This window comes from Novosphingobium aromaticivorans DSM 12444 (assembly GCF_000013325.1).
GTDB classification, from domain to species: Bacteria; Pseudomonadota; Alphaproteobacteria; order Sphingomonadales; family Sphingomonadaceae; genus Novosphingobium; species Novosphingobium aromaticivorans.
Genome location: NC_007794.1, coordinates 246,635 through 271,619, shown reverse-complemented (window position 1 = coordinate 271,619; position 24,985 = coordinate 246,635). Strand labels below are relative to the sequence as shown.

Genomic DNA, 24,985 nt, shown 5'->3' with positions numbered 1-24,985 from the left:
TTACTGCTAGGGCGCGTGGACAAATTCGAACGGCCGTTTACGCCCAATTGCAGCCCTTCGCTTGACCTGTCATTCCCGTTGACTTGGCTGAAGCAGGAGCAGTTGAGATGAGGGATCGCGTAGACGATGCCGTGAGCAAGGTTCCGGCCGTGACGCTTACGTTTTGGGTGATCAAAATTTTGGCGACGACGCTGGGTGAAACGGGCGGTGACGCGGTAAGCATGAGCTGGCTAGGGGAAACCACCCCGAACGCCGGAGCCAGCGGCATCAACGGGTATCTTGTCGGCACGGCTATATTTGGTCTGCTGCTCCTCGGACTGGTTTGGCTGCAAATTCGCGCGCGACGCTTCAATCCGTGGTTGTATTGGGCGACCATCATCGCCTCGACGACCGCCGGGACCACGCTCGCCGACTTTGCCACGCGCTCCATCGGTCTTGGCTACCCCGGCGGGTCACTGCTTCTCTTCAGCTTGGTGCTGATTTCCCTGTTCAGTTGGCATCGTGCCCTCGGCACCGTGGATGTGAACCGGATCGAAACCGCGCGGGCGGAGACCTTCTACTGGATCACGATTACATTCTCGCAGACCTTGGGCACGGCACTCGGCGATTGGGTTGCGGACGGCTCGCTTGGCTACTCTGGCGCTGCTTTGCTCTTCGGTGCAGCCCTCGCTGTTCTCGCCGCGTTTTACTGGTTCACCAGTCTCTCCCGCGTCTTGCTCTTCTGGGCCGCATTCATCCTTACTCGCCCCCTCGGAGCGACGGTTGGCGACTTCCTCGACAAGCCGGTGGCGAAGGGTGGTCTCGACCTCAGCCGACCCTTGGCAACGGCAGTTCTTGCGGGCGCGATCATCTTGCTCATTCTCGTTGCGCCGCAACGGGCGGGGATGCATCCGCGCGGCTCGGGTGAAGCTCGATGATGATGGCGGTTTTCCACCCCATCTCGGTTGCCCCACTCCACGCTGAATTTGTCCACGCGGCCTAGCATGAGCGTCAACTTTCGCCTGCCAAAGAGGGCGGTTGGTTGACACTTATCTTTTTGATTACTTGGAACTTTTCCCCGGTTGACTATGCCACTTTTTTTAGCGGCCCATTTTTTGGGCAGGTAGTCAAGGAAGCAGTGCGAATGCGTGGCTGGCAATAGCGTGTCTGCATCTCCGATCTGTTGCTTTGCGAGAACGGTTTCCCATCTCGTTCGGATTCAGCGACAAGCTCTTCTAGGACGCATTTGCGGAGTTTGTGTGCCTTTCACCCCCCAAGGCAAGCGGGAAGCCTAACAATACCCCGGATGTGAATTAGCACTGTACGCGGCTTGCAGGCAAAGCACGTCCACCCGCGAGGGTCACTCCACAAAGGAATGAAGCGGCATGCCCTAGTGATACTTCCTACCGCGTTTACCTGCATTACCCGTATCGTGGGTCAATCGGGGCCCCCACCGTTGCCCGTCCGGGCTGCCGTAGTCGCAAGTTGGCTTCCGCATTGGAAACCGTGACGTTTGATGCAGATATCCCTTGGCCCATCACCTAGGCGTCAGGGGGAGCGGGTGTCGACTCCCGCGGTATAGGCCTGATTGTGTGCTGGCCAGGCACCTAGCGGATGGCATGGTCTTTGCCGCGAATGTCGGCGTGCAACACTCCATCCAAGGCAGCTTCATTGGGGGCAGCGGGTGAAGCGCCAATTCGCATAAACCGCTGGCCCGCCTTCAGGAGCGAGAAAGCCGAGGCTTACACTCATGAGGGCGGGCCTATGCCGTTTGGACAAACGTCAGGCGCTATCCGTGCCGTTCATCGACACGAACTTCTCCAACGAGCTGGCCGGGATGAGCGTCCGGCGTCCGACCTTCAAAAAGTCCAGCTTCCGCTCTCGGAAAAGGCGATAGATCGTGGACCTGCCCAAGCCGAGAAGCTTGGTGGCATCATTGATCGAAACGAGCATATGAAGACCTCACCAAAAAATGCACCGGCAAGTCCCGGCGAATCACTTGGTGCTGTCACGACCTTCCGCGGACAAACGGTTTTGGAGAATCAAGCTGCTGCGGCTTCCTGAGAAACAGGCATCGGCAATCCGAGGGCGTCCGCAACAGGGGTCGTCAAGCGATCTGCAGCGAGGCGCGCTGGATCGCTGGCAACGTGCATGTATTGCAAGGTCGATCGGGCATTCGAATGGCCCAAAACCGCGCCAACCAACAACATGCCTTCACCTGCCGATGCGCCAAGACTGCCAACCGTGTGTCGAAGAATGTGCGGTGTGACCCCAGGTAGCTTGGCCTTAAGGATCGCCTGCGCCCAAACGCGCTTGGTACCTTGGAAGAAGCCTTCACCACGCTCAGCGGGAAACACAAATACTGCATCAGCAGTGGCCCCTTCCCGCAACTTGGCGAGCAGGATCGCCGCTGCCCCACCCAAGGGGCGGACACTACGCCCCGTTTTGGTATCTTGGAGGACCAGACGACCCGTTTCGAAATCCACCTCAGACCATTGCAGACCTGCGATTTCATCGCGCCTGCATCCGGTCAGTGCCCACAACCGGGCAATATTCACGGCCTTGGGATTCACGCCTGCCTTTTCCAATTCGTCCAGTGCTTCGCCCAGCCTTTTCAGTTCGTCCATCGACAAGTGGCGAACACGCACGTTGTCGGTTTTCCTGACGCTGGCGAGGGTTACCGGGTTGGCCTTTACCAAGCCTCGTCGCATTGCGAATGAGAAGACTGCGGAAAGGTCACGTATTACCTTACGTGCAGCACCTTCTCCGCCCTTAACAATTACGCGGTTGCGCACCCCCACCTTTTCGTCCTTCGACGTTTTGCCTATCGTGATCGCACGCCCCAGACTTTCTATGTCTTGCGACGAAACTTCTGAGATTCGCTTCTTGCCGAGAAGCGGCACGACGTGATTTCGAAGGCGGGAAAGTGTATATTTTTTCGTAAGGGGCTTCATAGGAACCCCAATGCGGATGCCCCGCTGCACGAAGCATCCTTCTTTCTCGTAAAGCGAGATGAGGGCTTCAACCGTCATCTCGCAACGTTGCGCCTTGATCACGGCCATCGGATCGCCCCCCAACTGCGCGGCGGCCAGTTCCCTTTTTGCTGCAGCACGAGCGTCTTTGGCCGACACCTTGCGTGCGTCACCGAGGGAAGGACACCGGACAGGCGCGTTCCTTCCGCCCCCGCCGACCCGATATTTCGCGATCCAAGACAACTTGCCAGACGGATAAACGCGAAGCCCAAAGCCAGAAAGCTCGGTGTCCCAAATCGTGTATGGCTTTATTGACGGCCGAGCATTCTCGACGATGGCGGCGGTGAGCTTTGCGGTTGGCATTGTCAAAACCTAGCAAAACTGACGCAATACGTCCATTATCAAGCTACCACCTAGCTACCACCGATGCTGGCCACAGACGCACAAATGCGCACATCAACACACGATAATCAGAACAAGAGTGGCTTAAAATACGAACATTAGACGCCTATACACATCAGGGCATAACCTAGCCCAACCTTGCCAAGGTTGGGGTCGAGGGTTCGAATCCCTTCGCCCGCTCCAGTTTCCCAAGGGTTTCAGCGAAACCCTTTCCCCAAAAAGTCTGACATGCGTTGTTCGGAAGTTCCTGGCTGCGTCCGGAATTTCGGAAGGCCGAGCCCTGTGAATCTGGTCCATCCGACAGAATGGCCGACGCTTGTCCTTGCCGAACTCTCGCCGAACGGCCGATCCATCAAGGCCTCGCGCCGGACATCGACGCCTCGCGCCAGGTCTTCCCCAAATCGAGTCGACGATGGCGGGCACCGTGATCCGCGGCCATGAACCGGCACCCTTTCGGACGGCACTAATGTGCGTTCGCTTAGCCCGCACCATTTTCAAACATATATCGCAAAATTTCTGGCGCGGGGATTGACGGTCGGCATGAAACGCGTTCTTTTGGGATATAAGTTTCAAATATTCCAGATCCATCGGCTGAAGGTGTGGCATGCCTGCTCCAGAATTCTTCGAAGTCAGCCAATGGGTCGAACGGCCGGCACAGACCTGCCCGCCGCTATCTGGCGAGATACGGGCCGACGTGGTCATTGTCGGCGGCGGCTTCACGGGCCTGAGCACGGCGCTTTCGCTGCGCGAGGCGGGCGTGGACGTGGCGCTGGTCGAGAAGGACTTCTGCGGAATGGGCGCCAGCGGACGCAACGCCGGGCACCTGACCCCGACCATCGGCAAGGACTTTCCCTCGCTGGTCAAGAGCGTCGGCAAGGAACGGGCGGTGGAATTCGCGCGCTTTGCCGACCGGGCAGTGCACTATACCGAGGCGATGATCCGCAAGCTGGGCGTGGACTGCGAGTACCGGCCGACCGGCAATATCGTCACCGGCCTTCACCCCCGCCACCGCAAACCGCTCGAGGAGGGCGCCGAACTGGCCTCGCGGCTAGGCGTGGGACTCGCGTTTCTCGACGAAGCCGAAGTGCGCCGCCGCAACCTGCCGGGCCATGTCCGCTTCGGCATGATCGAGAAGGCGGGCGGACACCTTCATCCCGGCAAGTACGTGATGGCGTTGCGGCAGGCGGCAATCGATGCGGGCGTGCGCATTTTCGAGGACAGCGCCGTAAGCCGGATCGAGGATGCGGGCTCCCCGGTGGTCGTTCACACCGCAACCGGCTCCGTCAGCGCGGACAAGCTGGTGATTGCGACCAACGCCTATACGCCGGTCACGCTCGGCCGCATGCGCAGCAAGGTCTTCCCGGTGCGGGTCACCCTGTTCCGCACCCAGGTGCTGACCGACGAGCAGTGGAAACGCATTGGCTGGGAAGGCGGGGAAGCGCTTTATACTGCGCACGAAGCCATGGAGAACTATCGCCCCCAGGCGGACGGGCGCATCTCGGGCGGATCGAAGTTCGTCCAGTATGGCTTCGGAAGCAAGTTGACGCGCGGTTATCTGCCCGAAATCTTCACGAGGTGGCGCGAAGTCTTCGCACGGCGCTTTCCCGAAATTCCGGATGTGAAGATCGAATCCTTCTGGGGCGGCTGGATCGGACTGACACTCGATTTCCTGCCGATCCACCAATCCAACGCGCGCGGCACGGTCTTCCACGGCATCGGCTACAATGGCCACGGCATCGCGCAGGGGACCTATGCCGGGCCGATGCTGGCCGATCAGGTGCTCGGTCGTGCCAATGCCGAGGTCGACCTGTTCCGCCGCTACCTGCTGCCGCTGCCGCCCGAACCGCTGCGCTGGCTGGTGATCAAGGGCATAACCGCCACGCTGGACCGGATCGACCGCAAGGTCGATGCGGATCTCGATGCCGGCCTCGCTTGAAGGACACGAACCGATGAACCATGCAATAGCCCTTGCGATGCCAGGCGCGCGCGCCGCGTGACCGTGGCCCGCGACACCGCCCGCCCGGTCGCGGCTGCGGTCCTGCCGACGATCCTGCCCGCGATCGCGCTGGGTGCCGCAGGCCTGCTGGTGCTGGGCGTACAGCCCGCCCTCTATGGCGCCTACGTTGGCGAAGGGCTTGTCATCGAAGCGCGCCTTGGCACGCTTGCGGCGGCCGAGATCAGCGCGATCGCGCTGGGCAGCGTGGCCGGTATCGCCCTGCTGGGGAAGACGCGCTCGCAGGTGGTGGGGCTGATCGGCATTGCGCTGATGGTATTCGGCAACCTGCTGCCGCTGGAACTGCCGCTGTTCCTGACCCGCGTGATCGCCGGGCTTGGCGGCGGCATGGTTGTGGCGCTGGGCGCTGCGCAGATCGCCCGGCAGGCCAATGTGAACGCGGCGAGCGGCTGGTTCCTGTTCCTCCAGGCAACCAGCCAGTATGCGCTGCTGCAAGGCCTTGCGGTGCTGGTGCCTGCCGCGCCGGCGGTGACGATCCAGCGGGCACTGGTGGTGCTGGCATTGGCAGCAATGCCCTTGCTGCTGCTGGTCCCGCGCCAGCTCGGCCTGTCCGGCGCCGGGCATCCGGGCGGTGATTCATCTGGCCGTCCGCCCCTCTCGGGCTGGATGGGGCTGGTGGTCTCCGCGCTGTTCGTTGGCGCGGCGATCGGCGTATGGGCCTATCTCGGCGTCTGGCTGGAACACCAGGGCATCCCGCCGCGCAGCGTTTCGCCGCGGCTGACCGCCGCGCTCGCCGGACAGATCGCAGGGGCGCTGTTTGCGGTGATGCTGGGCATGCGCAGCCGGGGCAGCATGCAGGTGGCGGTGAGCGGGGCGATCATGATCGCGACGGTCCTGCTGCTCCTGTCCCAGGGGCCTGGCGGTGCGACCGGATGGGCACTGATGATCGCGTTCGGCTTTGCCTGGATGTCTGGCACCCCGGCGCTTTCGGGCTTTCTGATCGAATGCGATCCCAGCCGCCGCAGCCTGCCCTTTTCGGCGTCGGCCCAATTGCTTGGCGCGGCCATCGTGCCGACCGCGGTGGGAGAGCTGCTCGCGCCCCACGGGCTCGGCCTCGTCCTGGCCGCATCGGCCAGCCTTGCCGCGCTGGCGATCGTCATGGTCGGGCCGGCGCTGGCAACGCGGCGACGGGTCGGCGCGGAATGACGCCGCCCTGATCCTCCGATGGGCCTGATCCTCCGATGGGGTGGTGGCGCGCGCAGAGCAGGTGCCTGAGGCAATTGCAGAAGGAACAGGGTCATGACCAAGGGATCGAATGACGGACAGGCGCCGGTCGCGCTGGTCACCGGGGCCAGCTCGGGTATCGGCAGGATCATGGCGGCGGCGCTTGCGGCCGATGGCCACGTGGTGTTCGGCACTTCGCGCGCTCCGGCAGCAACGGAGACGGATGACGGCGTGCGGATGATCGCGATGGACGTCGACAGCGACGCCTCGGTAGACCGGGCGGTGGCCGAAGTGCTGGGACAGGCGGGACGACTCGACATGGTCGTCTGCAATGCCGGGTTCGGCGTGATGGGGCCGATCGAGGACACTCCCGCCGAACTGATGATCGCCCAGTTCCAGACCAACGTGTTCGGCGTGCACCGCGTGTGCCGCGCGGTGCTGCCGCTTCTGCGCCAGCGCCCGGTGGCAAAGCTTGTCGTAACCGGTTCGATGGCAGGCATGGTCGGGCTGCCCATGCAGGGCATGTACAGCGCATCGAAGTTCGCGCTGGAGGGCTATTGCGAGACACTGCGCCTGGAACTGCGCGATTCCCCGGTCCGTGTCGCGCTGATCGAGCCCGGCGATTTCCCGACCGGCTTCACGGCATCACGCCGGATGATCCCGGATGCCGAGATGTCTGCTGCAAACCGCGCAAAGTTGGCGCGGGTGTCCGCGATCGTGGCGGAAGACGAAAGCAACGGCGGCGATCTTGCGCTACTGGGCGAGGCCATCGTGCGGATCGCCCATGATCCCAGCCCGCCGCTGCGCAACATCGTCGCGTCACCCGAACAGATGGAACTGGTCGAAGCGGTGCGGCCGACGCTCTCGCCCGACGAATGGGAAGGCTTCATGGCCGAGCATTTCGGGATCGAAGCGGCGTAACACGGGAACCAGCCAGCGCCGCTCGACGCTGGCTGGAACCGGCTTTAGACGAGTCCGGCGTGCCGCGCCTTGAGCTGGAGACCGAGCACCTTGCAGTAGAAGCGCACCTGCGCGAGGTTGCCGCCCATGAACCACAGGCCCTCCTGCGCGGTGGGCTTCCACATGTTGCGCAGTTCGCCTTCCCACGGGCCGGGATCGCCCTTGTAGCCCGAACCATAGCCCCAGCACTTGCCGATCTTCATGGCGACATCCTCGCCGATCAGCCGCGCAACCCATTCCTCCATCGACCCGAAGCCGGTGGCGTAGACCACGATGTCGGCCTCGAGATGCGTGCCATCGGCGAACGCGACGCCGGTTTCGGTGAGGTGGGAGATTTCAGTGCCCGATTTGAGCGCGATGCGGCCATCCGCGATCATCTCCGACGCGCCGACATCGATGTAGTAGCCCGAGGCCGCCCGCAGGTACTTGCCGTTGATGCCAGCGCCGTCTTCGGCGAAATCGAGCTTGAACCCGGCCTGCTCCAGCCGCGCATAGAATGGCGCTTCCGCCTCGCGGATCTCCGCCCATGCCTGGCGGGCCGATATTTCCGCCAGCCGGATCGGCACAGACGCATTGATGAGGTCGGCAAGCTCGGTCGTGATCCCGGCATCCACCGCTTCCTGCGAATAGACCTGCTTCAGCATCACGTCGGTCATCGTATGCTGGCGCACGATGTGGGTGGACGAGCGCTGCACCATGGTGGCGTGGGCCCCGTGCTCGACCAGATCGGCACAGATATCGTGCGCGCTGTTGTTCGCGCCGATCACCACCACGCGCTTGCCCGCAAGTCCTTCACCGCCGGAGTGGGCGCTGGAATGATACTGCGCGCCCTTGAAACGGTCCTGCCCCTCGATCTGCGGCACGCGCGGGAAACCAGCGTTGCCCAGCGCCATGACGAGCTGTGTCGGGCGCAGTTCGATCTCCGTCCCGCCCCGGCGGACGCGGGCGGTCCAGGCGCCGGTGGCGGGGTCATGCCGCGCGGCGAGCAACTCGGTGTCGCACCAGACGTTGAGCTCCATCGCCTCGGCATAAAGCTCCAGCCAGTCGCCCATCTTGTCCTTGGGCGTAAAGACCGGCCAGTGATCGGGGAAGGGCAGGTACGGCATGTGATCGTACCAGACCGGGTCGTGCAGCGTGAGCGACTTGTAGCGCGAACGCCACTGGTCTCCCACGCGCGGATGCTTGTCGATCAGAAGGTGCGGCACGCCCAGCAGGCGCAGCGTTGCACCGATGGCAAGTCCGGCCTGCCCGGCGCCTACCACCAGCACGTAGGGCTGCTCGCTGGTGCCCATGGCGGAGCGTTCAGCCGCGATCAGATCCTGCCAGTTGCGCCCTTGCGCATCGTGGACGACGCCGGATGCACGGCGACCCCGCACGGGGAATTCGTGACCGCGCAGGTCCGCAAGCATGGTGAACAGCGAAAGCGCCTTGCCGTCCATGAGGCGGACGTAGCCGCGCCCCGCACCGACGGCGGTCTCGAAGCTGATGAAGCCCTCGCTTGCACTGGGGGCCGCACTGGTCGCCCAGGAATGCGTCGCGGTTGCGCCGCCACGCGCCGCTGCGAAGGCTGCAATCGCCTCGCCCCCTTCATGCGTAGCCAGTGTCCAGTCGAAGGCCAGAAAATCACGCCAAAGGCCGGTCGGCAGGAACAGGCTGGCCACCGCGGCCTTGTCCTCGCCCGCCAGCGCTGCCTCCAGGCTGGCAAGCCACTTGGTAACGTCCGTCACGGAAAGTCCTCTCTTCTGTGTGATACATCGCGCCGTGATCGCGGCAGGCTGGCGACCTGCCGGCGATCGGGGCGAGCCGGATCAGAAGTGCGCGCTAAGCTCGATGCCGTAGGTGCGCGGCTCGTTGTAGTTGAGCTGATCCTGGGTGATGATCGGGAATATGCCAGTGATGTATTCGGTCTTGGTCAGGTTCTTGCCCCACAGGGCGATCTCGTAACGACCTCCGGGCGCGGCCCAGCCAACGCGGGCGTTCAGCAGGCCGTAGCCCTTGACCTTGTTGGCTTCCAGATTGTCGGGATAGAGGAAGAACGACGAGGTGTAGGTGCCGTCCACCTTGGCCCGGACCTCGCTGCCGTTGGCCATCGGGACGGTCAGCCTGATGCCAGCCGCGCCCGCGAACTCCGGTGCATTTACAAGGCGATTGCCGGCAAGGCTAGCCCCGCCAAGCGCCGTGAACGTCTTGTACTTGCTGTCCATCAGCGTGAACGCCGTGAACAGTTCAAGATTGCGCACGGGTACGGCGGTGATTTCGGCTTCCAGACCGTAGATCCGCGCATTGCCGGCATTGAGCTTGCGCTGGACGGGTACGGGCCCGCTCAGGTCGAAGATGAAGACCTGGAGATCCCGATAATCGTAGTAGAACCCGGAAGCGTTGAAGCGCAGGTGGCGGTCAAACAGGTCCGTCTTGAAGCCGACCTCGTAGGCATAGAGCCGTTCCGAACCAAACGGCGTCAACTGCGCGGCGTCGGTCGAGGCCCCGCCGGCAAAGCCCCCGCTGTTGTAGCCCTTCGAGAACGACGCGTAGATGAGCGCGTTGTCCACCTTGTAGTTGAGCGCCGCGCGCCAGCTCAGGTCATTGAAGCCCTTGCTTTCGTTGAAGTCGATCAGCGGCACGACAACGTCCGAAAAGGCCTTGCGCGGATTCACCGTCCCCAGGGCGTCGAACAGGCTGGCGAACTTCATGCCGATGCGATCGTGCGAGTAGCGCAGGCCGAGCGTGGCGGTGAGGCGGTCGGTCAGCTTGTAGTCGCCCTGCCCGAACACGGCGTAGCTGTCGGTCTTCTGGGTGTAGGGATAGCGCAGCAGGCCCAGAGAATTCGCCGGATCGAAGCCCTCGAGCGGTGCCGATGGATCGCGCAGGCCTCGCAGAAGATCGAAGGCGCTGTCGGTCTTCAGGTTGTCGTGGAAGTAGAAGCCGCCGACGATCCAGTTGAAGGTGTTCTCGCCCACCGATTGCAGGCGCAGTTCCTGGCTGAACTGGCGCGGGCGGTCCTCGTAGTAGGCCGTGATGACCTGGTTGGGGCTCGCGTCGGTGTCCTCCAGGGTTGCCCGGTTTACCTGTTCATAGGCCGTGATCGAGGTGAGCTGGACCCCGCCGAAGGTGAACTGGCCCAGCAGCGAGGCGCCGAACACGCGGATGCGCTCCTTGCCCTCGACGTCGTAGTCCCCGGCATAGGGATCGCCGTCGGTATCGGCATAGCCGAACCCGTCGGTCGGCGTGCCATCGGGCAGGAATGCGGGATCGCCGAAGAAGTCGACGCCCTGGCCACGATGCTGGAACTGGCGCGCGCCGCCGTTGTTCGCGCCGCCGTGCACCGTCAGCCGCACCAGCGTATCCGCGTCGGGCTTGAAATCGAGAATGCCGCGCCCGGCCCAGAGGTTGATGTTGTTGACGCGGTGGCCGGTCACGCGATTGAAGGTCGTGCCATCGTTGCGGTGATAGAGGCCCGAGATGCGCGCGGTAAGCACGTCGCCCGCAATCGGACCGCCGACGCCGCCTTCAATGCGGACCTCGTTGAAACGGCCATAGAGCGCCGAGACATCGCCGCTCAGCGTATCGGTCGGCTTGCGCGAGCTGAAGCGGATCGCGCCGGCGGTGGTATTGCGCCCATAGAGCGTGCCCTGCGGCCCCTTGAGCACCTCGATACCCTCGCTGTCGAACACGTTGAACAGCTTGCCCGCGTTGGCGCCGAGGAACACGTCATCGACGTAGACGCCCACCGCGCCGGTGGTGTTGGAATTGAAGTCGCCGATGCCGACACCGCGGATGAACAGCGATGTGGTGGAGGCCGCGGTGCCAGCCTGCATCGAAAGGCTGGGCACCAGCAGGGTCAGGTCGCGCGGATCGCGCACGCCGGAATCCCGCAGCGCTTCGCCGGTGACGGCCGTGATCGCGATCGGCACATCCTGGACATTCTGCTGGCGCCGCTGCGCGGTCACGACAATTTCGCCCAGCCCGCCATCGGCTCGGCCTGCCGACTGGCCCGTCGATTGATCGGCAGCCTGCGCCCGCACCACAACCGGCAATGCAAAGAGGTATGTCGTAGCAGCCAGCACAGCCATCAGCTTATGCTTTTGCGAAAACCTGATCATTACCGGTTTCTCCCCACTCTGGATGTACGGCCCCAATCCCTGGCATTGGCGAAATACCACTCTTTGTCCCTTGAGACAGTCCAGTGGTCAAGGCATAAATGGGATTAAAATCCGAATATTGACCAGAGCCCACTTGCATGCACCAGCTTCATCGCTACAATCGCGCCATGACCGAAGGATCTGAATTTCAGTCAAAAACGACCCCGACGGGGCGCAAGCAGTTGTTCCGCCGCCCGCGCCAGAAGCGGAGCCAGCAGCGGTTCGAAGCCATTCTCGATTCGGCAGAGCGGCTGCTTGAACGGCTGGAGCCTGACGAAATCAGCGTTTACACACTGGCAGAGGATGCGGGCATATCGCCCCCTTCGATCTACCAGTTCTTCGCCGATGCCGGTCAGGTGTTCATTGCCCTGTCCGAGCGCATTCACGCGCACATCGTCGCAGGGTACAATCGCAGCTACCACGGCCCGTTCAGTACCTGGCAGGAACTGATGTCTATCCGGTTCGGCGAGGCCCGCGACTACTACAATTCGCATGCGGCCGCCCGGCGTCTGCTGCTTGGTTCGGGCCTTTCAGCCACGATCCGCGCCCGCGACCTGCAGATCGATCGCCAGTTGGCGATCCGCAGCCTGGAAGAGTTCGGGCAGCATTTCCAGGTGCCCGACCTTCCCGAACTGGTCGAACGCTTCACCGAGCTGCTGGTCATCAACGACGCCATGTGGACCCTGTCGGTCCACCGGCACGACTGCATAACCGATGCCTACGAAGAACAGGCAAGGCGCGCGCGCGAAGCGTACACGCGCACGTTCCTGCCCGAGTACCTGCCCGTCCGGGAGCATCCCGATGCCGCGGCCTGAATGGCTGCGGCAAGGACGAAATCCGCCCTTTCTTTCCCGACTCGAGCCGAACGGCCCTTCCGATAGGAGAAACCTGATGCGTGCCAAGCCGAACGACGTCGACCTTCGCGAACGGGCCGCGAAGGTCATCCCCAACGGCATGTTCGGCCATGAGGCCACGCATCTCCTGCCTGCATCGTTCCCGCAGTTCTTCAGCCGCGCGAAGGGCGCCTACATCTGGGATGTCGACGGCAACCGCTATCTCGATTTCATGTGCGCCTACGGCCCCAACCTTCTCGGCTATGGCGACGAGCTGATCGACGCGGCGGCGACCCGCCAGCTTGCCCTTGGCGACACGATGACCGGACCCGGGCCGGTCCTGGTGGATCTTTGCGAAACTCTGGTCGACATGATCAGCCATGCCGACTGGGTCATGGTGTGCAAGAACGGCACCGACGCCACCACGATGGCCCTGACCGCAGCCCGCGCGCAGACCGGCAAGCGCCGCGTCCTCGTCGCCGAGGGGGCCTATCACGGTGCGGCACCGTGGTGCACGCCGATGCCGGGCGGGATCGTGCCCGAAGAGCGGGCCTTCATCTCGAAGTACAAGTACAACGATGTCGCCAGCCTCGAGGCCGCCGTGGCCGCGGCCGGCGACGATCTCGCCGCAATCTTTGCCTCGCCATTCAAGCACGATGCTTTCGAGGACCAGGCCCTGCCCGACCCGGCCTATGCCCGCCGCGCACGCGAGCTGTGCGACCAGACCGGCGCCATGCTGATCGTCGACGACGTTCGCGCGGGCTTCCGCCTCGTGCGCGATTGCAGTTGGGAACTGGTCGGCGTCCGCCCGGATCTCAGCAGTTGGGGCAAGTCCTTCGCCAATGGTCACCCGATCTCGGCGCTGCTTGGCTCGAACTCATGCCGCGCCGGAGCCGAGGCGATCTATGCCACCGGTTCGTTCTGGTTCTCCGCCGTGCCGATGGCCGCCGCGATCGAGACGCTGCGCATCCTGCGCGAAAGCGATTACCTCGAGCGTACGATCCGTCTGGGCGAGAGGCTGCGCGAAGGTCTTGCGGCGGCGGCGGCACGCCATGGCTTCTCGCTGCGCCAGACTGGCCCGGTCCAGATGCCGCAGATCCTGTTCAACGACGATCCCGATTTCCGCATCGGCTTTGCCTGGGCAGAGGCCATGCTCGAGCGCGGCGTCTACGTTCATCCCTGGCACAACATGTTCCTCAACGGCGCAATGTCCGAGACGGACATCGACTTTGCCATCGAGGCGGCAGATGGCGCCTTCGCACAGGTGCGCGAGCATGTTGGCGAACTGGAGCCGCACGCGACGCTGATGAGTCTGCTTGGCGCGCACTGAGCGCCGATGCCTGCGACTTGAAGGGGCAGACCCTAGGCTTCGCGTTCGCCTCCGGGCGCTCCCTTCGCCAGCTTCGGCGCAAGGAGCGCACAGGCGATGAGCTGGAGCTGGTGGAATACCATGATGGGTAGCAGCACGATGCCCACCTGCGCCGCGGGGAACAGCACCCCCGCCATCGGCACTCCGGATGCCAGGCTCTTCTTCGAACCGCAGAACAGCAGAACCACCGCATCCTCGCGCGGTAGCCCCATTGCCCGTCCCAGCAGGGTCGTCATGCCCAGGACCAGGCCAAGCAGGGCAAGGCACAGCACCGTCAGCAGCGCCAGGCTTTCAGGCGCGACCTTTTGCCACAGACCCTCGACCACGGCCGCCCCGAAGGCCGCGTAGACCACGAGCAGGATCGAACCTCTGTCCACCCGGCCCAGCCACGCCTTGTTGCGCGCGACAAACTCGCCGATCCAGGGCCGCATCAGATGTCCCACGACAAACGGCAGCAGCAACTGACCCACGATCTTCTCGACCGAATCCCACGAAAGGCCGCCCGTCGAACCGCCCATCAACAGCGCGACGAGCGCCGGTGTCAGGAAGATACCCGCGAGATTCGAGAACGACGCCGCGCAGACAGCCGCCGCGACATTGCCACGCGCAATGGCAGTGAACGCGATCGACGATTGAACCGTTGAGGGCAGCAGGGTCAGGAACAGCATCCCTGCCGCCAGTTCCCGGGGCAGCACGTGCAATGCGCCGATCAGGATGCCCAGCAACGGAAACATCACGAATGTGACCGCGAGTGTCGCCAGATGCAGGCGCCAATTGCGCGCGCCGGCGATTATCGCCTCGCGCGAAAGCTTGGCGCCGTGGAGGAAGAACAGCAGGACGATGCCCGCCTGCGCCGCCAGGTCCACCCAAGCCACCGCCGCGCCGCGCGCGGGCAGCACGCTGGCGAGGGCCACCGTCGCAAGCAGCGCGATCACGAACGGGTCGAGCAATGCGGCCAACCGCTGCATCACGCCGGTTTTCCGATGATCGGGGCACGATGCATTGCGAGGCTCCTGGTTGCTGGTCGCGACAAGACGGATTTCCCGAGGTTCGGCGGACAGGGTCGCGCCGGCCACCGGGCGGTTCCGGGTGCGAACCGCTCATTGCCGGAAACGGGCACAGTGCCAAGTACCCAATGCCCGCTGACGGCAGCTCGGGGATCGGTCCGAGCGCAGCTTCCGCAGGGCAGCGGCGCGCTACTGGCCCGGCGCGGGCTGCTCGGTCAGGGTGAAGCCCGACGTGGTCGCCTTGGCGGAAGGATCGCGCAGCGGGCGCGGCTTGCCGCCGCCGGCGACGACGCTGTCGAGCGCGCGGAACAGCGGGGTGAGCAGCGGCACGTCACCCTTGTGACGCACGTCCTGCAGGTGCCCGTCCGCATCGTATCGCGCCTCGTCGGGCATCAGCCACGCATAGTCGAGCGAGCCCATCGCGAAGAGCAGGCGCGCCTTGGCGATTGTCGCCCCGGCAATGGCATTGTTGTAGCCGTTGCGGGCCGAAAGCAGTTCCCGTGCAAGATCGAGCACGTCCAGCGTGGTCCGCAGACCGGCACGTTCCTGGAGCAGCGCGCCGTCATAGGCCTTGCGCGCGGATTCGACCGCTTCGCCAAGCCGGGCGATGCCCCCGGTCTGCGCCTGCCATTCGCTCCAGGCATCGGCGATCGCGGCGCGGTTTTCGCGCATGGCCGCATCGACGAGCCGCCAGTCCGCATCGTTCGCCGCATCCGCCTCGGCAAGACGCGCGCGGCGCACGCCGCTTTCGAACAGCGGTGCGCTCAGCACCACCTCGCCGCGCAGGGTGTTCTGGCGAAGCGCATTCGAATAGGGCGAAAGCGTGCCGTAATCGGCTGATCCGCGCAGGTCGACGCGCGGCATCAGGTCCGCCCGCGCGCTGGCCGCCTGGGCCCGCGAAACCTTCTCGCGCGCCTGGGCCGCGAACAGCACGGGATTGTGCAGTTCGGCAAAGAGATAGGCCTCCTCGATCGTCCGCACGGGCAGGCTCAACGGATTGGGCGCGGCGGCATTCTCGGCGGCCGGCGCACCGGTGGTACGAAGGAACGTGGCCTCACTTCCGGCGGCGGCACGCTGCGCGGCGAGCAATTGTGCCCGGCCCAGATCGACGCGGGTTTCCACCTGCTGCACGTCGGTCGACGTCACCTCGCGCGCGTTGAAGCGGGCCTGGTTGTCGGAAAGCTCCTGTTCGAGCAGCGCAAGGTTGTCGCGCGCGATGCCCACGGCGGCGCGGTCGCGCAGCACGCCGACATAGGCGCCAATCGCATCGAGCATGGTCTGCTGCTCGGTCGAGCGCAGGACGTTGCGCTGGTATTCCACTTGCGCGGACGCGAACTGTTCGGCCGCGACATTTCGCCCGAAGGTGAACAGGGGCTGCGTGAGGATCGCCTGTGCCGTGCTCGTCCAGCCATTGAACGCGGTATAGACGCCCGCCGGGGTCTCGAAGTTGTCGCGCTGCCAGCCATAGGTGCCCGATGCGCTGAGCTTGGGTCCATAGGCGGCGCGGGCCTGGGGAATGCGCCAGTCCGCCCCGCGTACCGATGCGCGCTGGGCCTGAAGGCTGGGATTGGACCAGTAGGCACGGCGCAGCGCGTCCGGCAGGGCCGCCACGGGGGTCGGTTCCCGCAACTGGTCGGCGATGTCGGACGGGGTTTCGGGTGGCAGTTCCGGCGCCTCGACGAAAGTGCTCGCGATCTCCTGCGCCCGGGCGACGGTGGGTGCGACTGTGGATACGACGGTGCCTGTGGCTGTTTCCGCCAGAAGCAGAGCCAGCCATGCCACGCCGCCGTTCGCCTTTGGCCTCATGCTCAATTGTCCCGGAACGCGCGCGAGAACTGGTCGCGCAGCGGCTTGGTGAAATAGGAAAGGAGCGACCGACTGCCGGTCTCGATATAGACTTCGGCGGGCATCCCGCTGCGCAAGTCCAGCTTCTCGCGGGCGATGGCAGCCTGGTCCACCGCGATCCGGACCATGTAGAACGATGCGCGGGATTCGGGATTCTCTGTCCGGTCGGTTGCGACGTAGAGCACCTTGCCGGCGATTTCCGGCGTGGCCGCGCGGTTGAAGGCGGAAAAGCGCACGCGCGCCACCTGCCCCTTCGCCACCTGGTCGATGTCCGCCGGGCCGATGGCCGCCTCGACCACCATCACGTCGCGATCGGGCACTATTTCCATGATCGGCTCGGCCGGACGGACCACGTCGCCGATCGCGGCGAAGGCGATCTTCTCGACCGTGCCGGAATAGGGCGCGCGGATCTCGCTGCGGTCCTGCTGGTCGTTGGCCGCGACGCTGCGAAGGCGCTGCTGGTTGAGCGCGGTGTTGACCTGGGCCAGTTCCACGCCGGCATCTACGCGGCGCTGCTGGCTTACCTGGATCGACTGTTCCTGCGCCTCGGTGATGCGCGCGCGGGCCTGCGCAATCTGCGCATTGAGCGCGCCGACCGACCCGTCGAGATCGACGGCGGAGCGTTCGAGCTGGTTCAACCGGTTGATCGTGACGAGCTGCTTGTCCCACAGGTCCTTTACGCTCTGGCGCTCGGGCTCGATCAGGGTGCGCTGCTTGCGCAGCGACGCGATCTGCGCCTCGATGCCGCGGATCTCCTGCTGGTACTGGTTCACGCGCGCGCCGAGTTGTGCTCGGACCTGCGCCGTTTCGACACTGCGCATGCGGAACAGGTGCGCTTCGTCGGCCATGGCCTTCGCCGCGCTGGGCGTTCCGGCATTGAGCAGCTCGGGCGGGAATGTGACCGAGCCGAGGCCGAGACGCTCTGCCTCAAGGCGCGCGCGCTGGGCCAGCAACTGCTCGACGGTCAGGCTCGAATACGTTGCATCCGCACCGGTGACACGGTCGTCCAGCCGCATCAGCAACTGGCCTTGCTTCACGTGTTCGCCGTTGGTCACGGCGATTTCGGCAATCACGCCGCCGGTAGGATGGGCAATCCGCTTGACCCGCGACTGGACGCCGACCTGGCCGTTCCCGATCACCGCGCCGCCGATCGGCACGACCAGCGCCATCGCGAACAGGACAACGAACAGCCCGCCCACGATCGCGGCGAGGCGGCGCAGGTTGGTGGCGGACTCGGGCGCGGGAGCGTCGGTGTCCCAAGGGACCGGCAGGTTCGTTCCGCCCATGACTGCTGGCAAGCTCATTGCGCAACCTCCCCTTCGGAACCGGTCTTGCTGGCACCGACCTTGGCCGGGCCTGTCCGGGCGGCAACGGTCTGGCCGTCCTTCGGCTCGCCGGGGTTGGCGGTGCTGAGCCGCTTCATCACCTCGTCGCGCTCGCCAAGGTCGATGATGCGGCCACCCGCCATGACCGCGACATGGCTGATCGGCCCGAGCGTAGCGGGGCGGTGGGTAATCATGACAACTATGCCGCCGCGCTTGCGGACGTCCTCGACCGCCTTGGCCAGGGCTGCGTCGCCCGCCGAGTCGAGATTGGAATTGGCCTCGTCCAGCGCGACAAGGAACGGTTCGCCGTAAAGCGCCCTGGCAAGGCCCACGCGCTGGCGCTGGCCGGCGGAGAGTTCCAGCCCGCCCCCCGTCAGCCGCGTGTCATAGCCGTCGGGCATGGCCAGGATCGTCTCGTGCATTCCCGCCGCGCGCGCGGCCGCGATCACGCCGTCCGACGTGGCATCGGGATCGAAGCGCGCGATGTTCTCGCCGATGGTGCCGTCGACGAGTTCCACGGTCTGCGGCACGTAGCCGATGTGGCGGCCCAGGCTTTCGGCAGCCCACTGGTCGAGCGTCGCGCCATCGAGGCGGACTTCGCCCCGCTGCGGGCGCCAGATGCCGAGCATGGCCTTCATCAGCGAGGTCTTGCCGGCCGCGCTAGGCCCGATGATCGCAAGCGCCTGGCCGGGGGTGAGCGAAAGGGCCGCGCCCTGCACGGTCATGCGCTGGACGCCCGGCGGGGCCACCCACAGGTCGCGGATCGAGAGTTCGGCGCTGGGCGCGCCAAGCTCGATCGAGCGGGGCGGTGCCTTCTGGAAGGCATTGATGAGCTGGACGATCCGCTCCCAGCCGGTGCTTGCCGCGACCAGGCCGCGCCAGTTGGCGATTGCCGAATCGACCGGCGCCAGCGCGCGTCCGGACAACACCGAGGACGCGAGAATCACGCCGCCGCTGGCCTTGTCGTCGATCACCAGCAGCGCGCCCACGGTCAGGATCAGCGATTGCAGGAAGACGCGGAACGTGCGCCCCGCCCCGCCGAACCGCGAGACAAGCCGCGACAGGCGCGATTGCGATTCGAGAAAATCCGCTTCCCAGCCACGCGTCCGGGTCAGCAGGCGCTCCTGCATGCCCATGGCGACGGCCGTCTCGGCATTGCGGATCTCGGCCTGGGCCGAGGCGGACCGCTGGCCGATGACCGACTGCAATTGCCGGGTCGCACTCGCCGTCCGCCGGTTGGACCACAACGCGATCGCGGACAGCACGATCACCCCGACCAGCGCCGTCAGCCCCAGCCACCAGTGCAACGCAGTCAGCACGAAGAGGAACACGATTACCCACGGCAGGTCGATCAGCGCCGTCGGCCCCGGCCCCGCAAGGAACGTGTGGATCGCATCGAGATCGCGGATCGGCTGAAGACCGTCGCCCTTGTCGGCGGCGGCGCGCAGGGGGCGCGAAACCGTGGCGTGGTGGACGGCAGCAAAGAGATCGTCATGCACGCCATTGGCGACCGAGAGCATCGCCTCGCCGCGAATGGCCTCGAACAGGGCCTGGAACAGGTAGACCAGCACGATCATCGCGAACAGGCCGACAAGGGTCGGGATGCTGCGGCTCGGCAGTACCGAGTCATAGACCAGCATCATGTATATCGTGCCGGCGAAAACGAGAAGGTTGAGCAGGACGCTGGCGGCAATCACCAGCACTAGCGACGAACGATATCGCGCAACGAACAACTTAAGATAGTCCCGCCCCATCTCGTCACGCCCCCTTCAGCAGTACGTAATCGAAAATTAATTCATCAACCAGCGCAATACTGCGGCAGAACTGGCGCAATTTCGGACGCCTCCGATCTGCTCCAGTACGGGACGTCTGGAAAAAACGTCTTGAATTAACGGTTTCGGGGAAGTCAGCGCATCCGGTAAACCCACAGGTTTACGCATCCACCGCAAGCTGTCGTGTTCCTCGGGTCGCCAGACTCACGCGATCCGCGCGCAAGCCGGAAGGCCGTTCCAGCCGGGAAGCAATCGATGCGAAGGGAAGTGGCGCACCCGACAGGATTCGAACCTGTGGCCTTTGCCTTCGGAGGGCAACGCTCTATCCAGCTGAGCTACGGGTGCATGGCCGTTCGGGGCACCTAGCAGCGCCGAAGGACGGTTGCCAGCAGTTTTGTGCAGCCATCGACCCTCCCCGCGCATGCCCGCTCCGGTTTAGCGATTTGGTAGCCCTGCACGCGCTATTTCCGCGACTCATGCAGCAGCCGCATTCGCCAGGCTCCGATTCGCGTGCCATGTCCCAAGGCGGCACCGACCACCTGCCTGCGGCGGGTCATGCGCAGTTCGACCACGCGGCAGGCAGCGGGATGTCGATGAAATGGGCCGCTCTTCACGAAGCTGCAGCAGTCGTCTGCTCGCTGGCTGGCCTCCAGGCCGAAATCCGCAAGTCGGAAATACGCAACTTTCCCGCCATGATGCGCGATACCGGCGGATGGCGGCTCGACCTGGCCTGTCAGGGCGTCGATGACCTCGCCGCTTTCATGGAGCCCGGCCTTGTCGCGCTGGTGGCCGTATCAGCGCGGGGCCTCTCCCCCGCGCCCGCTGCGCTCGCCCTCTGGCACGAATTCGTTGCCGCCCGCGCCGCGCTGCTGGCACTGGTGCCGCCGCCAGGCATCAAGCGCCGGACCTGACCAGACCTCCGATTGTCTCAGCCGCCCCAGGCGGCGCAATGCGGATCGAGCCCGACCAGCTGACGGCGCAGCGAAGCGCGGGCAAGCCGTTCCACTTCTGCCTTTCGCCGCGCAGCAGCGAGCGGCACCGTGGGCGCGGGACGGACGATTTCGGCATCATAACCATCCGCCACGATCACGCCGCAGGCATGGGGCAGGAAATCCTCGGTCTCCAGCACGGCGCGGTCGAGATGAGGCGCGAGGCCCCAGTAGAAGCGGTCGCAATGATCCAGGTAATCGGTCCACTTGCCGTCGCCGAGAAGATCGGCGCGGCTCACCTTGATCTCGACGATCACGACCTGCCCCTTGGCATCGATGCCCATGAGGTCGGCGCGCCTGCCCGAACGCAGCGGCATTTCGGGCAGGCACCAGATGTCGTTGCGCGCGAAGAGGCGACAGATGCCGCGCGCCACGCCGCGCGCCTCGCGCTCGACCGCAGCTTCGACAGTGACTTCCGCAGAGGCAGATACCGATTCGGACATGCGATCAGATTAGGAACAAACGCTGAACAGGTAAACCCCGCCCGACCCTGCGGCCCGGCCTTACCAGATGCCGAGCGTCTGGATGAACAGCCACACGCCCGTCGCCACCAGCAGCGCCGCGGCGACCATGCGCACCACGTCGAGCGGCACCCGCTTGATCAGTTCCTGCCCGAGGAACACCGCCGGCACGTTGGCGATCATCATGCCGAGCGTGGTTCCGGCAGTAACCGCAATCGCATCGTTGAACCGCGCGCCAAGCGCGATCGTGGCGATCTGGGTCTTGTCGCCCATCTCGACAAGGAAGAAGGCCACCAGCGTCGTCAGGAACGGGCCGAACCGCGAAGGCCTGGGCTCTTCGTCCTCGTCCAGCTTGTCGGGGACCAGTGTCCACAAGCCCATCGCAACGAAACCGACCGCAACGGCAAAGCGGAACCAGGTCCCGTCGAGGAACGCCGCTGCCGTCGCCCCGAGCAGCGCGGCGAGGAAGTGATTGGCCAGCGTCGCGGCAAGAATGCCGAGGACGATCGGCATCGGCCGCTTGAAGCGGGTGGCAAGCACGATGGCGAGGAGTTGCGTCTTGTCGCCGATTTCGGCCAGCGCGACGATCGCGGTGGAGGTGGTGAAGGCTTCGAGCATGGTCTTTCCGGGGCCGGGCGGAGCATTCGTGCCAACGACGACGTGCCCCTCCGCCCGGCCCGGACGGAAAGCGCGTCGTCATTGGTCTCGCCCGGAAGGATGCAAATCCTGCCGCCTGCGCCACGGCCTCTCGGCCGAGCATGTTGACGCACCGGTCCGCGCAAGCGCGGTGGCTACTCCCCAAGTGACGTGAGCGCCCGATAGTCGGCTCTGGCCTTCGCCGCAAGTGCAAGCTAGCGAACGCAGCCGACGCTTCCCGTCGAGGGGGGCGCCAGGGAGGTTCAGTTGCACAAGATCGCCATATCCACCGCCGCGATGCTGGCGCTGGCGCCTGTTCCGGCGTTCGCGGATGGCGGGCCGCTGTCGATCGGCGCGGCGGTGCGACTGCGGGTCGAATCCATCGATGGCCAGTTCCGCCCCGGCGCTTCTGCCAACGACACGATGGTCTCGCTCCGCACCGCCGTCGACGCACAATACGACGCCGGCCCGGTCCGCTTCGGCGCCGAGCTGTGGGATGCGCGCGCGTGGGGGCAGGACAAGGCCTCGTCGGCCGGGACCGGCGAAGTGAACGCGCTGGAACTGGTGCAGGCCAACGTGAAGGTCGAACTGGGCAAGCGCAGCCTGCTCACCGCGGGACGCTTCACGCTCGATCTTGCAGGGCGCAGGCTCGTCGCCCGCCAGCGCTACCGCAATTCCACCAATGCCTTCACCGGCGCGCACCTGGCACTGGCCGACCCGCGCGGCGGCAAGCTCGACCTGTTCTGGACAATGCCCCACGTCCGCCTCCCCGACGATGCGCAAGGCATCCGCGCGGACCGCGTGAGATGGGACCGGGAAAGCACCGACCTGATGTTCTTCGGCGGACAGGGCACGCTCCCCGGCGTGCTCGGCGGAACATTCCAGCCCTATGCCTTCCGGCTGGTCGAGCGCGACAGCCCCGACCGCCTGACCCGCAACCGCCAGCTCTGGACGCTGGGCGGACGCCTGTTCCGCCAGCCCGCCCCGGGAAAGTGGGACCACGATGTCGAGGCGGCGCTGCAAACGGGCAGCGTGCGCCGCACGACATCGGCAAGCGACCTTGCCGACCTCGATGTTTCGGCATGGATGGTCCACGCCGAACTCGGCCGCACCTTTTCCGCGCCCTGGAAGCCGCGCCTTGCCGCCCTGTTCGACGCGGCCAGCGGCGACGGCGCGAAGGCGGGCCGTTTCGGACGCTTCGACCCCCTGTTCGGCGCGCGGCGCTTCGAATTCGGGCCGAACGGCCTCTACGGCCCCTTCGCGCGCTCCAACATGGTCTCGCCCTCGCTGCGGATCGAGGTCGCGCCCTCGAAGCGCACCGACGCATTCCTTGCATGGCGCAGCGCCTGGGCCGAGAACAGGCGCGACAGCTTTGGCGGCACCGGCGTGCGCGATGCCAGCGGGGCATCGGGAAGCCTTGGGGGGCACCAGATCGAGGGACGCGTGCGGCACTGGATCGTGCCGGGGCTGCTGCAGGTGGATGGCGGCGCAGCGGTGCTGCTCAAGCGCCGGTTGCTGACCGATGCGCCGAACGCGCCCGCGACAGGGAACACGACCTACGGTTACGTAGACGTGACGCTGACGCTCTGACGGACCGCGAGCGCGCGCAGGATGGCGTGCTTCCGGGCAGGCGAGGCGGTGAACCATGCGGTGATTTCGTCGAGCGTGCGGTGACAGCCGCGACAGGTGGCGGTGACCCGGTCGATCTCGCAGACGCCGGTGCAGGGACTGGGCGGGTGCGTTTCGCTCACCGCGCGGACTTCTCCGCCGAGAGCCGGGTCATCAGCAGGGCGGCGCGCTTGGCCTGGGTCCAGATGCTGGGGACGTCGACCGTTTCGCCCGGCGCGTGATCGCCGGTGGAGTGCGGGCCGAGGCCGACGAGGCCGTCGATGTATTCCGCGACGAAGCTGATGTCCCCGGCCCCGCGCTTCATCGGATCGAGCGGCTGCATTTCGGGCAAGCCAAGCGTGGCGTTGACCTGATTCAGGCGGGCCAGCAACGCCTTGTTGCCTTCGGTCGGGGCCATGGGCGGGTAGCCTTCGCTAAATGCGATGCGGGCTGAGGTGACGCCGGGGTAGGGCCTGCCGACGATCTCCTCCATCTTGCGCATGGCGGCGCGGTTCTGTTCGGGACTGAGGGTGCGCAGGTCTCCGCGGGCGATGACCTCGCCCGGTATGATATTGGTCTTGCCCTGTGCCGAGACGTGGGCGTTGTCCTCGGCGACCTCTGCCTCCGCCCCGCCCGCGATCAGGCCGACGTTGAGGGTAAGCCAGGGTTCGGGCAGTTCGGTGCGGAAGGCATTCACGATCTTCGCGGCGGCATAGATCGCGCCATCGCCCGCGTTTGCGCCCCAGACGCCGCTGGAGTGGCCGGACTTCGCCTCGACCGTCAAAGACCAGCTTTGCGAGGATCGGCGGGCGATCGAGCCCATGTCGCGGCCGTTCTCTCTGGAGAGGCCTTCGAAATCCAGCGCGACGTCGGCGGCCCTGGCGGCGGCAACGAGATCGGCGCGGGCGACTTCGGTGGGAGAGCCTGCCTCCTCTTCGTCGCCGGTAAGGAAGACTTCGATGCTGGCGCCCTTCAGCGTTCCTGCAGCGTTCATGGCGCGGACCGCAGCGAGGATCACGGCGATGCCACCCTTGTCATCGCCGACGCCAGGGCCGGTCGCCTTTTCGCCGTTCAGGACATAGGTCTGGAAGGGGGAGTCAGGTTCGAACACGGTATCGAGGTGGCCGATCAGCAGAAGCTTCTTCGCGCCTTGGCGGCCCTTGTGGGTGAGGACGAGGTGCCCGGCCCGGCCGGTCCGTTCCATCGGGATCCAGCGGGACGTGAAGCCCAGCGCGGTGAATTCGGGCACGACAATGTCGCGCAACCTTCGCACGCCTTCGAGGTTGCGGCTGCCCGAGTTCTGGTTGACCATCACTTCGAGGAACCTCAACGTGCGCGCCTGCTCGGCATCGACGGTGGCAATCATGCGTGCCTCGGCACCCTTGGGCGCTGCATGTGCGGCGGTTCCGACGAGCGCGAGAACGGCAACCAGACCCATCGGCAAACGCATCGACCCACTCCTTTTGCGGGCACGTTGGCGGCGCGCATGCGGTGATGCAACCGCCTTTTG

Annotated in this window: 20 protein-coding genes and 1 tRNA gene; 8 read left to right on the top strand and 13 right to left on the bottom strand. The window is 65.2% G+C overall.

Annotated elements, in window-relative coordinates; all coding sequences use genetic code 11:
• Positions 1-107: 107 nt before the first annotated feature.
• Positions 108-917 (top strand): COG4705 family protein, encoded by an 810-nt coding sequence (locus SARO_RS01285; RefSeq protein ID WP_011443919.1) that lies wholly within the window; start codon positions 108-110, stop codon positions 915-917.
• 844 nt (positions 918-1,761) lie between these two features.
• Here SARO_RS01285 and SARO_RS01280 read toward each other — a convergent pair.
• Positions 1,762-1,932: a helix-turn-helix domain-containing protein gene (locus SARO_RS01280; RefSeq protein WP_234007388.1), complete on the bottom strand. Its 171-nt coding sequence runs from the start codon at positions 1,930-1,932 to the stop codon at positions 1,762-1,764.
• Between the two features lie 89 nt (positions 1,933-2,021).
• Complete coding sequence (locus SARO_RS01275) at positions 2,022-3,314, bottom strand: tyrosine-type recombinase/integrase (protein WP_011443917.1); 1,293 nt, start codon at positions 3,312-3,314, stop codon at positions 2,022-2,024.
• Between the two features lie 643 nt (positions 3,315-3,957).
• On the opposite strand from SARO_RS01275, the gene SARO_RS01270 reads away from it, so the two are divergent.
• The 3 genes from SARO_RS01270 (at position 3,958) to SARO_RS01260 (ending at position 7,452) form a co-directional block, all read left to right on the top strand.
• Positions 3,958-5,289, top strand: a complete 1,332-nt coding sequence (locus SARO_RS01270; RefSeq protein ID WP_011443916.1) for an NAD(P)/FAD-dependent oxidoreductase — start codon at positions 3,958-3,960, stop codon at positions 5,287-5,289.
• A 57-nt stretch (positions 5,290-5,346) separates the two neighbouring features.
• Complete coding sequence (locus SARO_RS01265) at positions 5,347-6,513, top strand: hypothetical protein (RefSeq protein WP_011443915.1); 1,167 nt, start codon at positions 5,347-5,349, stop codon at positions 6,511-6,513.
• Positions 6,514-6,606: 93 nt separating this feature from the next.
• Entirely contained in the window at positions 6,607-7,452 is an 846-nt protein-coding gene (locus tag SARO_RS01260) for an SDR family oxidoreductase (RefSeq protein ID WP_011443914.1), read from the top strand.
• 44 nt (positions 7,453-7,496) lie between these two features.
• Here SARO_RS01260 and SARO_RS01255 read toward each other — a convergent pair whose 3' ends face one another.
• Both SARO_RS01255 and SARO_RS01250 read right to left on the bottom strand, forming a co-directional pair.
• On the bottom strand, positions 7,497-9,218 hold the full coding sequence (locus SARO_RS01255; RefSeq protein ID WP_011443913.1) for a flavin-containing monooxygenase: 1,722 nt from the start codon (positions 9,216-9,218) through the stop codon (positions 7,497-7,499).
• 81 nt (positions 9,219-9,299) lie between these two features.
• Entirely contained in the window at positions 9,300-11,561 is a 2,262-nt protein-coding gene (locus SARO_RS01250) for a TonB-dependent receptor (protein WP_143004836.1), read from the bottom strand.
• A gap of 197 nt (positions 11,562-11,758) precedes the next feature.
• Here SARO_RS01250 and SARO_RS01245 point away from each other — a divergent pair, with 197 nt between their 5' ends.
• Entirely contained in the window at positions 11,759-12,445 is a 687-nt protein-coding gene (locus SARO_RS01245) for a TetR/AcrR family transcriptional regulator (RefSeq protein ID WP_143004817.1), read from the top strand.
• A 76-nt stretch (positions 12,446-12,521) separates the two neighbouring features.
• Complete coding sequence (locus tag SARO_RS01240; protein ID WP_041549895.1) at positions 12,522-13,793, top strand: aminotransferase class III-fold pyridoxal phosphate-dependent enzyme; 1,272 nt, start codon at positions 12,522-12,524, stop codon at positions 13,791-13,793.
• Positions 13,794-13,825: 32 nt separating this feature from the next.
• Here the strand turns inward: SARO_RS01240 and SARO_RS01235 are convergent, their stop codons facing one another.
• From SARO_RS01235 to SARO_RS01215, 5 genes are all read right to left on the bottom strand, one after another.
• Positions 13,826-14,800 carry a bile acid:sodium symporter family protein gene (locus SARO_RS01235; protein WP_011443909.1) on the bottom strand — a complete coding sequence of 325 codons (975 nt, stop codon included), beginning with the start codon at positions 14,798-14,800 and terminating at the stop codon, positions 13,826-13,828.
• Positions 14,801-15,028: 228 nt separating this feature from the next.
• The gene (locus SARO_RS01230; protein ID WP_011443908.1) at positions 15,029-16,645 is read right to left on the bottom strand and encodes a TolC family outer membrane protein; all 1,617 of its coding nucleotides are present in this window, start codon (positions 16,643-16,645) and stop codon (positions 15,029-15,031) included.
• A 2-nt stretch (positions 16,646-16,647) separates the two neighbouring features.
• Positions 16,648-17,988 carry an HlyD family type I secretion periplasmic adaptor subunit gene (locus tag SARO_RS01225; RefSeq protein WP_011443907.1) on the bottom strand — a complete coding sequence of 447 codons (1,341 nt, stop codon included), beginning with the start codon at positions 17,986-17,988 and terminating at the stop codon, positions 16,648-16,650.
• The gene (locus SARO_RS01220; RefSeq protein ID WP_234007387.1) at positions 17,985-19,742 is read right to left on the bottom strand and encodes a type I secretion system permease/ATPase; all 1,758 of its coding nucleotides are present in this window, start codon (positions 19,740-19,742) and stop codon (positions 17,985-17,987) included. The genes SARO_RS01225 and SARO_RS01220 overlap by 4 nt, the downstream gene beginning before the upstream one ends.
• A gap of 307 nt (positions 19,743-20,049) precedes the next feature.
• Positions 20,050-20,126 (bottom strand) — tRNA-Arg (locus tag SARO_RS01215).
• A 170-nt stretch (positions 20,127-20,296) separates the two neighbouring features.
• Between SARO_RS01215 and SARO_RS01210 the strand changes: the two genes are divergently transcribed.
• A complete protein-coding gene (locus SARO_RS01210; protein ID WP_143004818.1) occupies positions 20,297-20,692 on the top strand; it encodes a hypothetical protein in 396 nt (131 codons plus the stop codon).
• 17 nt (positions 20,693-20,709) lie between these two features.
• On the opposite strand, the gene SARO_RS01205 is transcribed toward SARO_RS01210, so the two are convergent.
• Both SARO_RS01205 and SARO_RS01200 read right to left on the bottom strand, forming a co-directional pair.
• A complete protein-coding gene (locus tag SARO_RS01205) occupies positions 20,710-21,213 on the bottom strand; it encodes an MmcB family DNA repair protein (protein ID WP_011443904.1) in 504 nt (167 codons plus the stop codon).
• A gap of 60 nt (positions 21,214-21,273) precedes the next feature.
• Entirely contained in the window at positions 21,274-21,849 is a 576-nt protein-coding gene (locus SARO_RS01200) for a TMEM165/GDT1 family protein (protein WP_011443903.1), read from the bottom strand.
• A 285-nt stretch (positions 21,850-22,134) separates the two neighbouring features.
• Between SARO_RS01200 and SARO_RS01195 the strand changes: the two genes are divergently transcribed.
• Positions 22,135-23,457 (top strand): alginate export family protein, encoded by a 1,323-nt coding sequence (locus tag SARO_RS01195; protein ID WP_011443902.1) that lies wholly within the window; start codon positions 22,135-22,137, stop codon positions 23,455-23,457.
• Here SARO_RS01195 and SARO_RS20450 read toward each other — a convergent pair.
• Together SARO_RS20450 and SARO_RS01190 are read right to left on the bottom strand one after the other, a co-directional pair.
• Positions 23,430-23,618, bottom strand: a complete 189-nt coding sequence (locus SARO_RS20450) for a DUF1289 domain-containing protein (RefSeq protein WP_011443901.1) — start codon at positions 23,616-23,618, stop codon at positions 23,430-23,432. The genes SARO_RS01195 and SARO_RS20450 overlap by 28 nt on opposite strands.
• Positions 23,615-24,925 (bottom strand): M20/M25/M40 family metallo-hydrolase, encoded by a 1,311-nt coding sequence (locus tag SARO_RS01190; protein ID WP_011443900.1) that lies wholly within the window; start codon positions 24,923-24,925, stop codon positions 23,615-23,617. The genes SARO_RS20450 and SARO_RS01190 overlap by 4 nt, the downstream gene beginning before the upstream one ends.
• Between the last annotated feature and the right edge of the window lie 60 nt (positions 24,926-24,985).

What these genes read in the sequence shown, in the direction of transcription:
- SARO_RS01285 (WP_011443919.1), top strand. Translation starts at nt 108, where the DNA reads ATGAGGGATCGCGTAGACGATGCCGTGAGCAAGGTTCCGGCCGTGACG.
- SARO_RS01280 (WP_234007388.1), bottom strand. Translation starts at nt 1,932, where the DNA reads ATGCTCGTTTCGATCAATGATGCCACCAAGCTTCTCGGCTTGGGCAGG.
- SARO_RS01275 (WP_011443917.1), bottom strand. Translation starts at nt 3,314, where the DNA reads ATGCCAACCGCAAAGCTCACCGCCGCCATCGTCGAGAATGCTCGGCCG.
- SARO_RS01270 (WP_011443916.1), top strand. Translation starts at nt 3,958, where the DNA reads ATGCCTGCTCCAGAATTCTTCGAAGTCAGCCAATGGGTCGAACGGCCG.
- SARO_RS01260 (WP_011443914.1), top strand. Translation starts at nt 6,607, where the DNA reads ATGACCAAGGGATCGAATGACGGACAGGCGCCGGTCGCGCTGGTCACC.
- SARO_RS01250 (WP_143004836.1), bottom strand. Translation starts at nt 11,561, where the DNA reads ATGGCTGTGCTGGCTGCTACGACATACCTCTTTGCATTGCCGGTTGTG.
- SARO_RS01245 (WP_143004817.1), top strand. Translation starts at nt 11,759, where the DNA reads ATGACCGAAGGATCTGAATTTCAGTCAAAAACGACCCCGACGGGGCGC.
- SARO_RS01240 (WP_041549895.1), top strand. Translation starts at nt 12,522, where the DNA reads ATGCGTGCCAAGCCGAACGACGTCGACCTTCGCGAACGGGCCGCGAAG.
- SARO_RS01235 (WP_011443909.1), bottom strand. Translation starts at nt 14,800, where the DNA reads ATGCAGCGGTTGGCCGCATTGCTCGACCCGTTCGTGATCGCGCTGCTT.
- SARO_RS01230 (WP_011443908.1), bottom strand. Translation starts at nt 16,645, where the DNA reads ATGAGGCCAAAGGCGAACGGCGGCGTGGCATGGCTGGCTCTGCTTCTG.
- SARO_RS01225 (WP_011443907.1), bottom strand. Translation starts at nt 17,988, where the DNA reads ATGAGCTTGCCAGCAGTCATGGGCGGAACGAACCTGCCGGTCCCTTGG.
- SARO_RS01210 (WP_143004818.1), top strand. Translation starts at nt 20,297, where the DNA reads ATGTCCCAAGGCGGCACCGACCACCTGCCTGCGGCGGGTCATGCGCAG.
- SARO_RS01205 (WP_011443904.1), bottom strand. Translation starts at nt 21,213, where the DNA reads ATGTCCGAATCGGTATCTGCCTCTGCGGAAGTCACTGTCGAAGCTGCG.
- SARO_RS01200 (WP_011443903.1), bottom strand. Translation starts at nt 21,849, where the DNA reads ATGCTCGAAGCCTTCACCACCTCCACCGCGATCGTCGCGCTGGCCGAA.
- SARO_RS01190 (WP_011443900.1), bottom strand. Translation starts at nt 24,925, where the DNA reads ATGCGTTTGCCGATGGGTCTGGTTGCCGTTCTCGCGCTCGTCGGAACC.